Source organism: Mesorhizobium sp. J18 (genome assembly GCF_007829525.1).
Taxonomy (GTDB): domain Bacteria; phylum Pseudomonadota; class Alphaproteobacteria; order Rhizobiales; family Rhizobiaceae; genus VLJP01.
The window spans coordinates 26,514-38,880 of sequence record NZ_VLJP01000001.1; the positions used below are offsets into that span (position 1 = coordinate 26,514).

The following is a 12,367-nucleotide window of genomic DNA, read 5'->3' on the forward strand; positions in this document are numbered from 1 at the left end:
TGAATCCGAGGAATCTCAAGCCCTTGCCACGGAATCAACTCTCTGATTCTTTGGGGCAGAGGGTTTCCTGATTTGAGTCGGCGCGTCCTGCGGCGGGGCTTGTCCCTGCAAGGCTCGGACTCAATCCAGTGAAACCGCCTAACCGACCGGATAGGGGATGACCGGTAGATGACGAGGAAGCATGTGGCTGTATTGATGGGAGGTTTTTCCTCCGAGCGGCCCGTGAGTCTGTCTTCCGGCAATGCCTGTGCCGACGCGCTTGAAGCCGAGGGCTACAGGGTTACCCGAATCGACGTGACGCGCGAGGTCGGCGGCGTCCTGTCCGAGCTGAAGCCCGATGTCGTCTTCAATGCGCTGCACGGCCCGTTCGGCGAGGACGGCACGATCCAGGGCGTCCTCGAATATCTGCAGATTCCTTATACGCATTCGGGAGTGCTGGCCTCGGCGCTTGCCATGAACAAGGATCTCGCCAAGAGGGTGGCGGCGGCCGCTGGCATTCCGGTTGCCCGGTCGCAAATCCTGAATCGCTTCGACATCGGCAATTCGCATCCGATGGTGCCGCCTTACGTGGTCAAGCCGGTGACGGAAGGATCGAGCTTCGGTGTCGTCATCGTCAAGGAGGATCAGTCGCATCCGCCGCAGGTGATAGCCTCGTCCGACTGGAAATATGGCGATACCGTCATGGTGGAGCGCTACATTCCGGGTCGGGAACTGACCTGCGCAGTCATGGGCGACGTGGCGCTCGATGTCTGCGAGATCATCCCCGTCGGACATTCCTTCTATGATTATGATTCGAAATACGTGCCGGGTGGATCAAAACACGAATGCCCGGCAAAAGTTTCACCGAATATTTACCAAAAAATACAGACACTGGCGCTTAAGGCGCACCAAGCGATCGGCTGCCGAGGCGTGACCCGGTCGGACTTCCGTTACGATGACCGTCATTCCGAGGATGGCGAGCTTGTCTGGCTGGAGGTCAACACCCAGCCCGGCATGACTCCGACGTCATTGGTGCCCGAGATCGCCGCGGTGGCGGGCTATTCGTTTGGTGACTTGTTGAGTTGGATGGTGGAGGACGCTTCGTGTTTGCGTTGAGGTCAAGGCACAGGCATTCGGCCGAGGCCTCCTATGGAGCCGGCTGGCGATGCGTCGTCTTTGGCGGTGGCTTCGTCTTTCCCCGCTGGTTTCGCCGACTTGCGCGCATGATGGAGCGCCTCCGTCTCGGCGACTATGATCCGCCGCCATTTGCCGCGACCATGGCGAGCGCCGCATTGTTCGCCGCCGCCGGCATCTATGGCGCAATTGCCGGCGGGCATACCGACACGGTGGTGCAGGCCGTTACCGCGCGCAGTGGATTTGCCGTTGCGGATGTGCGCATCAAGGGAAACCAGAACGTTTCCGATATCGATATCCTCCAGGAGGTCGGCCTTGACGGCTGGACCTCGCTTGTCGGCCTCGATGCGTCGGATGCCCGCGAGCGCATTGCTGCACTTCCCTGGGTGGAGAGCGTTTCAGTCCGCAAGATCTATCCTGCGACTCTCGACGTGGACATTGTCGAGCGTGAGCCTTTCGCGATCTGGCAGCATGGCAGCGAGCTGACGCTTGTGGAGCGGTCGGGCAATGTCATCGCCCCCTTTGTGGGCGGCCGCTATGCCTCGCTCCCGCTGCTGATCGGCATGGGCTCGACGGAAGCCGGTCCCGAATTCATCGACCGGCTGAAAAGGACGCCCGAGTTCGCCGCGCGCGTAAGGGCGTATGTGCGGGTGGCCGAGCGGCGCTGGAACCTTGTTCTGCGCAACGGCATCACGATCAAGCTGCCGGAGACCGGCGAGGATGCGGCTATCGCCGCACTCGTTGCCCTGGACAATGAAAGCGGATTGCTGTCGCGAGACATTGCGACCGTCGACATGCGCTTTGCCGACCGGCTGGTCGTCCGGCTGACGCCCGAGGCAGCAGAGCGTCGCGAGGCGGCGTTGAAGGAACAGCTTTCCCGCAACGGCCGGCGGGGGGCGAACATATGAGCTGGCTTGGCGGCAACAGGAATTCCTCGACGCGCTCCGGGATCGTCACGGTGCTGGATGTCGGTTCGAGCAAGATTTGCTGCATCATCGCGCGCCTCCTGCCGTTCGAGGAGAACCGCGCGCTGCGGCATCGTACGCATCGCATCAAGGTGATCGGGATCGGTCATCAGAAGTCGCAAGGGGTGAAGTCCGGCGTCATCGTCGATCTCGATCGCGCGGAGCAGGCGATGCGCCTTGCCGTGGACGCGGCCGAGCGCATGGCGGGGCTTACGGTCGACTCGCTGATCGTCAATCTGTCGGCCGGCCGGCTGAAGAGCGAAAGCGCTTCTGCCACCATAAATCTCGGCGGCCATGAGACGACTCAAGGCGACATCAACCGCGTTCTGGCTGCCGGCGCGCGGCAGGCGCTCGCCGCCGAGCGGGAGGTGGTGCATTCCCTGGCGACCGGCTTCTCTCTCGATACCGAGCGCGGCATTCGCGATCCGCGTGGAATGGTCGGCGATACGCTCGGCGTCGACATGCATGTCCTGACCGCGGATTCGGCTCCGATGCGCAATCTGGAGCTCTGCGTGAACCGCTCGCATCTCTCGGTCGAGCAGCTCGTCGCCACGCCTTACGCCAGCGGGCTTGCCGCGCTGGTCGATGATGAAATCGAAATGGGCGCGGCCTGTATCGACATGGGCGGCGGAACGACGACCATTTCCGTCTTCGTGAACGGCAAGTTCGTGCATGCCGATGCCATTCCGATCGGCGGCTCGCATGTGACGATGGATCTTGCCCGGGGTCTTTCGACGAGAATGGAAGATGCCGAGCGGCTGAAGGTCATGCACGGCTCGGCCCTGCCGGACAGTGCGGATGACCGCGATATCGTTTCGATCCTCCCCATGGGCAGCGAGGAGGGAGACCAGCCGCTGCAGGTGCCGCGCTCCGTGATGACGCGGATCGTGAGGGCGCGGATCGAAGAGACGCTCGAGATCGTGCGCGACCGGCTGAACCGCTCCGGCTACGGAAACATAGTCGGCAGGCGCGTGGTGCTTACCGGCGGCGCCAGCCAGTTGACAGGATTGCCCGAGGCCGCGCGTCGGATTCTCGGGCGCAATGTACGCCTTGGGAGGCCGCTTGGCATAGCCGGGCTGCCCGAGGCGGCGAAAGGGGCGGCATTTGCCGTACCGGTGGGGCTTATGATCTATCCGCAGGTCGCGGAGTTCGAGAGTCGCGCCATGAGAAGCGGTTTCCGCCTGCTGGCGACAGGCACGGGCGGACGGCTTCAGCGCATGAGTCAGTGGTTCAGAGAGAGTTTTTGAGAGGGGTTACCCTTTCGGGATTGGCGGCCGCAGCGGCGAGGCGGCAGACAGGCGAAAAGGACGAGGTAAATGACTATCAATCTGCAGAAGCCCGATATCACGGAGCTTAAGCCGAGAATCACCGTTTTCGGTGTCGGCGGCGGCGGCGGCAACGCCGTCAACAACATGATCACGGCAGGTCTCCGGGGCGTCGAATTCGTCGTCGCCAATACGGATGCGCAGGCGCTCACCCAGTCGAAATCCGATCGGCTGATCCAGCTCGGCGCCAATGTGACCGAAGGCCTCGGCGCAGGCTCGCAGCCGGAAGTGGGACGGGCCGCTGCGGAAGAATGCATCGACGAGATCGTGGACCACCTTTCCAATACGCATATGTGCTTCGTTACCGCCGGCATGGGCGGCGGCACGGGCACGGGTGCAGCTCCGGTCGTAGCCCGCGCGGCGCGTGAAAAGGGCATCCTGACCGTTGGCGTGGTCACCAAGCCGTTCCATTTTGAGGGCCAGCGCCGCATGAAGACGGCCGATCTCGGCATCGAGGAACTGCAGAAATGCGTCGATACGCTGATTGTCATCCCGAACCAGAATCTTTTCCGCATCGCGAATGACAAGACGACTTTCGCAGACGCCTTCGCGATGGCCGACCAGGTGCTTTATTCGGGCGTGGCCTGCATCACCGATCTGATGGTCAAGGAAGGCCTGATCAATCTGGACTTCGCCGACGTCCGCTCGGTGATGCGCGAGATGGGCAAGGCCATGATGGGCACCGGCGAAGCCTCCGGCGAGGGCAGGGCCATGGCGGCCGCGGAAGCCGCCATCTCCAATCCGCTGCTCGACGAGACGTCGATGAAGGGCGCCAAGGGTCTGCTGATTTCAATCACCGGCGGCCGCGACCTGACGCTGTTCGAGGTGGACGAGGCTGCGACCCGCATCCGCGAGGAAGTCGATCAGGATGCCAACATCATCCTCGGAGCTACCTTCGACGAGGAACTGGAAGGCGTTATCCGCGTCTCCGTGGTCGCAACCGGCATCGACAAGTCGGCGGCGGAAATTGCCGCCGCGCCTATCACCATCAGGCAGCAGCCGAAGCCCGCGCCGCAGCAGCGCCCGGCCATGGCCGGCGAGGTTCGCCAGCCGCCGGCTGCCCAGGCCCCGGTTCAGCCCCAGCAGGAAGCTTTCGAGCGCGAGAACGATCCCGTCGCCGAAGCGATTCGCAGCGCCGAGCGCAACGCGGAACTGCAGGCCGCTCCCGTCGTCCGCGAGCCGCAGTCGGATTTCCAGCCGCAGAGCAGGCTTTTCAAGGCTCCGCCTCCGCCGGAGCCGGTCGTCCAGGCACCTGCCGCGCCAAGGATCGTCGAGCCGGCCCCTGTCCAGCAGCCTGCCGCCGTCCAGCCGCGCATGCCGCGCGTCGAGGACTTCCCGCCGGTGGTGAAGGCGGAGATGGAAGCCAGCACGCGTCATGTCGAGCCTGAGGATCGCGGTCCGATGGGGCTCCTCAAGCGGCTTACCCATGGTCTTTCGCGTCGGGAGGAGGAACTCGCTCCCCAGCCTGCCGCCCAGCCTCGCGAGCCGAAGCTCCGTCAGGCCCCGGAGGTCCGCCGGTTGCCGACCCAGGATCCTCAGCTCTACGCGCCGCGGCGCGGACAAATCGACGAGCATGGCCGGCTGGCGCCGCAGACTCGTGGCATCCAGGAAGAAGACCAGCTTGAAATCCCTGCCTTCCTTCGCAGGCAGGCGAACTGACTGGTAACGGAAGTTAACAAAATATAACAAGCGGGCGCAAAAGCGCCCGCTTTTCGCCCTAAGTAATCCTTGAAAATCAAGTAGTTAACCCTTTGCCGGCTGTGCTGTAAGGCGTAACATAGGGAAAAAAACCGTGATTTGGACTCTTGTAGCCGCGCTACTATCTTCACCCGCAAATGATGGCGGGGAGCGGGAAGCTTTGGGGATGTGTTTCCCCGCTCCGTTAAAGAGAGCCGCGCTCGGCCTGGCAGAGTAGCGGACAGACAGGACGGGCTTATGGGGATCGAGTTGCACGATTACCAGACCACATTAAAGTCGCGCGTATCCTTATCCGGTATCGGCGTTCACAGTGGCAAACCAGTCACCATCCATTTCAGCCCGGCTGATCCGGATAGCGGCGTGGTGCTACAACGTATCGATTCCGCCGGAACCGGACGCGAGATCCGCGCCCTCGTTTCCGAGATTGGCGGCACCGATTTCTGTACGGCGCTCGGAGATCCCGCAGGCGACCACGTCGCTACCGTCGAACATCTGATGGCCGCGCTCTCGTCGCTCGGCATCGACAATGTGCTGATCGAGATCGATGGCGGCGAGGTGCCGATCATGGACGGCAGCGCCATGGCCTTCGTCGAAGCCTTTGACAGCGTCGGAATCGAGGTTCAGCCGCTGAAGCGCCGCTTCATCCGTATTCTGAAGCCCGTGCGTCTCGAAGCGGGTGGCTCCTGGGCGGAATTTCGCCCCTATGACGGCACACGTTTCGAGATCGAGATCGATTTCGAGAGCAAGGCCATCGGACGCCAGTTCTTTGCTGCCGATATCGATCCCGACATGTTCCGCCGCGAAATTGCGCGCGCGCGCACCTTCGGCTTCATGAAGGACGTGGAGCGCCTCTGGGCGGCTGGTTACGCGCTCGGCTCGTCGCTCGAAAATTCGGTGGTGATCGGCGAGGACAATAACGTCATCAACATGGAAGGGCTGCGCTATCCCAACGAGTTCGTCCGTCACAAGATGCTGGATGCTATGGGCGATCTGGCGCTGGCCGGAGCGCGCTTCATCGGCTGCTTCCGTTCCTACAGAGGGGGGCATCGGCTGAATGCCGCGGCGCTCCGCAGTCTGCTGTCGGACCGTTCCGCCTTTCAGATTGTTGAGACCTCCCATCGCGAGCGGGGTCGTTCGGTGGAGATGATTGCGGTCAACGCGCCCGTCTACGCTCCCTGGGCGATCTGATCCGGCGGCGGAACCGGGTTGTCATACGACTCGGAGAATGCCCGGATAGCTTGCGGAATAGGCGTTTATCTTTCTGTGGAGCACAATTGCTGCCGCCACAAAAATGCGCCATTGCAAGGCAATAGCGTTGCTCGCCGTGGGGCTTTTGCTCTATGAGTGCGGCCGAATTTGCCTGTTGACGACGCCGGAGGGGCGAAAAGCGATCATGTCATTCAACAAAGCTGCCATGTCCTTCCGGGGCTGCCGGACCTTGCTAGTCACGGCTGCCGCTGTGGCCATGCCGCTTTTCATTTCCGCCTGTGCTTCTTCCGACGATGACGTCAATCTCGCCGCTCTTGTCGACCAGACGGAACCGGCGGACGTCTTGTATAATCAGGGCCTTGCCAATCTGAACGCAGGCCGTCTGAAAGAGGCGGTTGCCAAGTTCGAGGCCATCGACCGCCAGCATCCCTATTCCGAATTCGCCCGCAAGGCACTGATCATGAACACCTTCGCCAATTACCGGCAGGGCAATTATGAGGAAGCGGTGACTGCGGGCAAGCGCTATGTCTCGCTCTACCCGACCACGGAAGACGCTGCATATGCGCAATATCTGATCGGCCTCAGCTATCATCGTCAGATTCGCGACGTGACCCAGGACCAGCGCGAAACGCGGCGCATGATCGAAGCGATGGAGGAGGTCGTCCAGCGCTGGCCCGAATCGGAATATGTCGAGGATGCAAAGGCCAAGATCCGCATAGGCCGCGACCAGCTTGCCGGCAAGGAAATGCAGATCGGGCGCTACTATCTCGAAAGACGCGAATATGTCGCTGCCGTTCGCCGTTTCCGCGGCGTGGTCGAGAATTACGGCAATACCCGACATGTCGAGGAAGCGCTTGCCCGGCTGACGGAAACCTATATGGCAATGGGACTGACCGGTGAGGCGCAGACGGCGACCGCCGTGCTCGGGCACAACTTCCCGGACAGCCAGTGGTACAAGGATTCCTATGCTCTGCTGCAATCCGGCGGCCTGGAACCGCATGAGAACAAGGGTTCCTGGATCTCGAAAGCCGGAGCGCTGATCTTCGGTACCTGACGGCGCGGCCGTTCATGCTGTCCCATCTGTCGATCCGTGATATCGTACTGATCGAGCGGCTCGATATCGATTTCGCGTCCGGCCTCTCCGTTCTGACGGGCGAGACCGGGGCCGGAAAATCCATCCTTCTCGATGCCTTGTCTCTTGCCCTCGGCGCGCGGGGCGATGCCGCGCTCGTGCGCCATGGCGCAGCCCAGGGACAGGTCACGGCCGTCTTTGATGTGCCGCGAAATCATCCGGCACGCCTGCTGCTCACCGAAAATGCCATCGACGACGATGGCGACGTCATCCTGCGCCGCGTGCAGACGGCGGATGGGCGCACGCGCGTGTTCATCAACGATCAGCCGGCAAGCGTCGGCCTGATGCGCGATATCGGCCGCGCCCTGGTGGAGATACACGGCCAGCATGACGAACGGGCGCTGGTCGATGCCGCCATGCATCGCGACCTGCTCGATGCGTTCGGCGGCCATATGGGGGCTGTGGAAGAGGTTCGCCGGATCTGGCACGAATGGCGGAAAAGTGAACAGGATTTCGCGCGCCACAAGGCCAAGGTCGAGGCTGCCGCCCGCGAGGCTGATTTCCTGCGGGCCGCAGTCGAAGAACTGTCGCGGCTCGATCCGCGGCCGGGCGAGGAGACGGTGCTTGCCGAGGAACGTGCGGCGATGATGCGGGCGGAGAAGACCGTCGGCGACATTGCCGACGCGCAGGAAATCCTTTCCGGCGCAAATTCGCCGGTGCCACAGCTTTCCAGCCTGCTCAGGAGATTACAGCGGAAGGCGCAGGAGGCTCCGGGGCTGCTGGAGCCGATCATCGAACCGCTCGATGCGGCGCTTCTTTCGCTTGACGCTGCGCAGTCGGAGGTTGAGGCGGCGATGCGCGCTAGCGAGTTCGATCCGCAAAGGCTGGAGCAGGCGGAGGAACGGCTTTTCGCCCTGCGGGCCGCGGGACGGAAGCACAATGTCGAGGTCGACAAGCTGGCTGAACTGCGTGACCGCATGGATGCCGATCTGGCCGACCTCGATGCCGGCGAGGAAAAGCTGGAGATCCTGCGCAAAAAGGCGAGCGAGACAAGGGAGGCCTATGACGAGGCTGCCGGCCGGTTGTCGCAACTGCGCGCCGCCGCCGCCGAGGCGCTGATGCAGGCCGTCATGCAGGAATTGCCGGCGCTGAAGCTGGAGCGGGCCCGTTTCATCGTGGAGATATCCAGCGAGCCGGATGACCGTGGCGAGGGCGGCATAGATCGCGTGGAATTCTGGGTGCAGACCAATCCGGGCACGCGGCCCGGCCCCATCATGAAGGTTGCTTCCGGCGGCGAGCTTTCCCGCTTTCTGCTGGCATTGAAAGTGGCGCTTGCCGACCGTGGCTCGGCGCCGACGCTGGTCTTCGACGAAATCGACATGGGTGTCGGCGGGGCGGTCGCGGACGCCATCGGACAGCGGCTTGCACGGCTCGCAAGGCGCATCCAGGTGCTCACGGTCACCCATGCACCACAGGTCGCCGCTCGCGCGAATACGCATTACCTGATTTCCAAGTCCGGCGGTGCAGACCGTGTTTCGACCGGGGTGATGGAAATCGATCGCGCCGCACGGCAGGAGGAGATAGCCCGCATGCTTGCCGGCGCCACGGTGACCGACGAGGCGAGGGCGGCTGCCGAACGCTTGTTGCGGGAGAATGCGGCAGCAGGCTAAATCCAAGCTATAGCCACTCGATCAATCGACCAGCAGAAGCAAGCCGCCAATGCCGAAAACAGAAAAACCCGTCGAGGACCTTACCGAGCAGGAGGCGGTTGCCGAACTGGAGCGGCTCGCGGCTGAAATAGCCAAACATGATCGGCTCTATCACGACGAGGATCAGCCCGTCATTTCCGACGCGGAGTATGACGCGCTGCGGCGCCGCAACCTTGCCATCGAGCAACGGTTTCCCGAACTGGTGCGCGAGGATTCACCGACTTTTCGCGTCGGTGCTCCGGTATCGGGCAAGTTCGAGAAGGTTCGGCACAAGATCCCGATGCTTTCTCTCGACAACGCCTTTTCCGATCAGGACGTTGTCGATTTCGTCGGCCGGATCAGGCGCTACCTCAAGCTGTCTCCCGACGCTCCGATCGCCATGACGGCAGAGCCGAAGATCGATGGCCTGTCGCTCTCGCTTCGCTATGAGGAAGGACGGCTCGTTTCCGCGGCTACCCGCGGTGACGGGCAAGTGGGAGAGAACGTGACGGCCAATGCCCGCGCCGTGGCCGATATTCCTAATGTGCTTGCCGGCGATTTTCCTCGGGTGCTGGAAGTGCGCGGCGAGGTCTACATGACCCATGCGGACTTCCTGGCCCTCAACAAGCGACAGGAGGCGGAAGGCAAGCAAACCTACGTCAATCCGCGCAACACGGCCGCCGGTTCGCTGCGCCAGCTCGACCCTTCGATAACACGGGCGCGGCCGCTGAAGTTCTTCGCCTATGCCTGGGGCGAGGTGAGCGAGATGCCGGCGGATACGCAAATGGGAATGGTGGCCGCGCTGGCAAGCTATGGTTTCCGCACCAATCCGCTGATGAAGCGTTTCGAGGATGCGGAAGGACTGCTCGCCCACTACCATGACATCGAGGAGGAGCGGGCGACTCTCGGCTATGACATAGACGGTGTCGTCTACAAGGTGGACGACCTCGCCCTCCAGGAGCGTCTCGGCTTCGTCTCGCGAAGCCCGCGCTGGGCGATCGCGCACAAGTTCCCGGCCGAAAAAGCGATGACGATCCTGAAGGGCATCGATATCCAGATCGGCCGTACGGGTGCGTTGACCCCGGTTGCGCGGCTGGAGCCCGTGACGGTGGGTGGCGTGGTGGTCACGAATGCCACCTTGCACAATGCCGAGGAGATAGAGCGCCTCGGCGTGATGATCGGTGATACCGTCATCGTGCAGCGGGCAGGGGATGTCATTCCGCAGATTCTTGGGATGATCGAGGATCGCCGCCCGACGGATGCCAAACCGTTCGAATTTCCCATGGTGTGTCCTTGCGAGTTGAAGACCCCTATTGTCCGCGAGGGAACCGCCGCCGGTGCGGAAGGCGTGGTGCGCCGCTGTTCGGGTGAATTTGCCTGCCCTTTCCAGCGCATCGAGCATCTGCGCCATTTCGTTTCCCGCCGTGCCTTCGATATCGAGGGGCTGGGCGAGAAGCAGATAGAATTCTTCTTCCACGATCCCGACCTGCCGGTGAAAAGCCCGGCTGATATCTTCACGCTGGCCCAGCGGGACGGCGCCAACCTCAAGAAGCTGCGCGACAAGGAAGGCTGGGGCGCGATCTCGGCCGCGAATCTCTTCGCTGCCATCGAGGCGCGGCGGACCATCCCGCTCGACCGCATGATTTATGGCCTCGGCATCCGGCATGTGGGCGAGCGGACGGCCGTTACCCTGGCGCGCGCCTATGGTTCATGGCAGGCCTTCCATGACGCCGCGCTTGCGATCGCCAATGGCGATCTGAATGCGCGCGAGGAGATGGATGCGCTGGAGGATATCGGCGACGCGGTAATCGACGCCATCGCGCGCTATTTCGGCGAGGACCACAACCGGGCGCTGGTGGAGGCGCTCGCCGCCCAGGTCAATGTGCAGGACGCCGAGCGGCCGGCCGGCGATTCGCCGGTCTCGGGCAAGACAATAGTATTCACCGGGGCGTTGGAACGCATGTCGCGCGACGAGGCGAAAGCCATGGCCGAGCGGCTGGGCGCCAAGGTCGCGGGATCGGTATCCAGCAAGACGGACCTCATCGTGGCCGGTCCCGGGGCAGGATCAAAGCTCAAGAAAGCCCAGGAACTCGGCATAGAGATCATCGACGAGGATGCCTGGTTCGCCAGGATCGGCGGTTGAGATTTCCATTTTTCACCGCGCCCGGTGATCCATCAAACGCGCTTCAGCCTTACCTCAACGGAATTGATGTGACAGGTCAGATTTCCTGACCTAAACCAGAAATCTTCCGGGAGTTTTCATGAGCGTCGAAGCGGTCTCCGAGATGTCGCGAAGGAATGAATTCGTCGACGGCATGCGCAGGTCTGTGCCTGTCATCGTCGCCTCGGCACCGTTCGGCATTCTTTTCGGAGCCCTGGCGATCGACAACGGATTTACGGTTTTTGAAGCCCTGCTCATGAGCGCGACCATCTTTGCCGGTGCCAGCCAGATGGTCGGGCTCAACCTGTTCGACGAGAAGATCGCGCCCTGGGTGATCGTGCTGTCGATCTTCGCCGTCAATTTCCGCCACGTCCTCTATTCGGCGGCTGTGGGCAGGCATATCCGCCATTGGCCGTTTTTGCAGAAGGCCGTGGCCTTCTTCTTTCTTGTCGATCCGCAATATGCCGAGAGCGAAAGGCGGGCCGTAAAAGGCGAGCCGATCAGCTTTGCCTGGTATTTCGGCATGGGCATACCGATCTATGTTTTCTGGAACACCGCTACGGTTCTGGGCGCGCTTTTCGGCCGGCTTGTTCCCGATTTCGAAGCGCTTGGCATCGATTTCCTTCTGACGATCTACTTTCTCGGGCTTGTGATGGAATTCCGTGACAGGTCGCTTTTCCTGCCCGTGGTCGCGGCGAGCACGATCGTTTCGGTGCTCGCCTATGATACGATCGGATCGCCCTGGCATGTTTCGGTCGGCGCGCTTGCCGGCATCGTGGTGGCGGTTCTGGCCCCGATAGGGAATGGTGAGAAAGGCGATAAAGCACCATGAGCACGACGGTTGCGATCATCCTTGCAGGTGCCGTGCTGACCTATCTGACGCGCGCCGGCGGGCATATGGTGCTCTCACGTTTCGAGCGCATCCACCCGAGAGTAGAAGCGGCGCTCAACGCCGTGCCTGCCGCTGTCCTGACCACGCTCGTCGCGCCGGCCGTCTATCACGGAGGTCCGGCGGAGATCGGAGCCCTGCTTATTGCCGGGATCGTCGCGCTACGCGCCAGTATGATGACGATGTTTCTGAGCGGAGCGGCGGTGCTGATCCTGCTCAGATACTTGCTGCATTAGCCATCCCGCAT

General features: G+C 62.3%; 10 protein-coding genes. All 10 read left to right on the top strand.

Features of this window, described 5'->3' with window-relative positions; translation table 11 throughout:
- Positions 1-168 precede the first annotated feature (168 nt).
- The 10 genes from L598_RS00115 (at position 169) to L598_RS00160 (ending at position 12,356) form a co-directional block, all read left to right on the top strand.
- The gene (locus L598_RS00115) at positions 169-1,095 is read left to right on the top strand and encodes a D-alanine--D-alanine ligase (protein WP_144858839.1); all 927 of its coding nucleotides are present in this window, start codon (positions 169-171) and stop codon (positions 1,093-1,095) included.
- Entirely contained in the window at positions 1,083-2,021 is a 939-nt protein-coding gene (locus tag L598_RS00120) for a cell division protein FtsQ/DivIB (protein ID WP_246658560.1), read from the top strand. Before L598_RS00115 ends, L598_RS00120 begins: the two co-directional genes overlap by 13 nt.
- Complete coding sequence (gene ftsA, locus L598_RS00125) at positions 2,018-3,325, top strand: cell division protein FtsA (RefSeq protein WP_144858841.1); 1,308 nt, start codon at positions 2,018-2,020, stop codon at positions 3,323-3,325. The genes L598_RS00120 and ftsA overlap by 4 nt, the downstream gene beginning before the upstream one ends.
- Before the next feature lie 69 nt (positions 3,326-3,394).
- A complete protein-coding gene (gene ftsZ, locus L598_RS00130; RefSeq protein WP_144858843.1) occupies positions 3,395-5,062 on the top strand; it encodes a cell division protein FtsZ in 1,668 nt (555 codons plus the stop codon).
- Positions 5,063-5,338: 276 nt separating this feature from the next.
- The gene (lpxC, locus tag L598_RS00135) at positions 5,339-6,289 is read left to right on the top strand and encodes a UDP-3-O-acyl-N-acetylglucosamine deacetylase (protein ID WP_144858845.1); all 951 of its coding nucleotides are present in this window, start codon (positions 5,339-5,341) and stop codon (positions 6,287-6,289) included.
- 205 nt (positions 6,290-6,494) lie between these two features.
- On the top strand, positions 6,495-7,364 hold the full coding sequence (locus L598_RS00140; protein WP_144858847.1) for an outer membrane protein assembly factor BamD: 870 nt from the start codon (positions 6,495-6,497) through the stop codon (positions 7,362-7,364).
- A 14-nt stretch (positions 7,365-7,378) separates the two neighbouring features.
- Complete coding sequence (gene recN / locus L598_RS00145; protein ID WP_144858849.1) at positions 7,379-9,052, top strand: DNA repair protein RecN; 1,674 nt, start codon at positions 7,379-7,381, stop codon at positions 9,050-9,052.
- Between the two features lie 49 nt (positions 9,053-9,101).
- Complete coding sequence (gene ligA / locus L598_RS00150; protein ID WP_144858850.1) at positions 9,102-11,213, top strand: NAD-dependent DNA ligase LigA; 2,112 nt, start codon at positions 9,102-9,104, stop codon at positions 11,211-11,213.
- A gap of 118 nt (positions 11,214-11,331) precedes the next feature.
- The gene (locus L598_RS00155; RefSeq protein WP_144858852.1) at positions 11,332-12,063 is read left to right on the top strand and encodes an AzlC family ABC transporter permease; all 732 of its coding nucleotides are present in this window, start codon (positions 11,332-11,334) and stop codon (positions 12,061-12,063) included.
- Positions 12,060-12,356: an AzlD family protein gene (locus L598_RS00160; RefSeq protein ID WP_144858854.1), complete on the top strand. Its 297-nt coding sequence runs from the start codon at positions 12,060-12,062 to the stop codon at positions 12,354-12,356. Before L598_RS00155 ends, L598_RS00160 begins: the two co-directional genes overlap by 4 nt.
- Positions 12,357-12,367 lie beyond the last annotated feature (11 nt).

Excerpts from the sequence above, each read along its gene's own strand:
- L598_RS00115 (WP_144858839.1), top strand. The coding sequence starts at position 169 with ATGACGAGGAAGCATGTGGCTGTATTGATGGGAGGTTTTTCCTCCGAG.
- ftsA (WP_144858841.1), top strand. The coding sequence starts at position 2,018 with ATGAGCTGGCTTGGCGGCAACAGGAATTCCTCGACGCGCTCCGGGATC.
- ftsZ (WP_144858843.1), top strand. The coding sequence starts at position 3,395 with ATGACTATCAATCTGCAGAAGCCCGATATCACGGAGCTTAAGCCGAGA.
- lpxC (WP_144858845.1), top strand. The coding sequence starts at position 5,339 with ATGGGGATCGAGTTGCACGATTACCAGACCACATTAAAGTCGCGCGTA.
- L598_RS00140 (WP_144858847.1), top strand. The coding sequence starts at position 6,495 with ATGTCATTCAACAAAGCTGCCATGTCCTTCCGGGGCTGCCGGACCTTG.
- recN (WP_144858849.1), top strand. The coding sequence starts at position 7,379 with ATGCTGTCCCATCTGTCGATCCGTGATATCGTACTGATCGAGCGGCTC.
- ligA (WP_144858850.1), top strand. The coding sequence starts at position 9,102 with ATGCCGAAAACAGAAAAACCCGTCGAGGACCTTACCGAGCAGGAGGCG.
- L598_RS00155 (WP_144858852.1), top strand. The coding sequence starts at position 11,332 with ATGAGCGTCGAAGCGGTCTCCGAGATGTCGCGAAGGAATGAATTCGTC.
- L598_RS00160 (WP_144858854.1), top strand. The coding sequence starts at position 12,060 with ATGAGCACGACGGTTGCGATCATCCTTGCAGGTGCCGTGCTGACCTAT.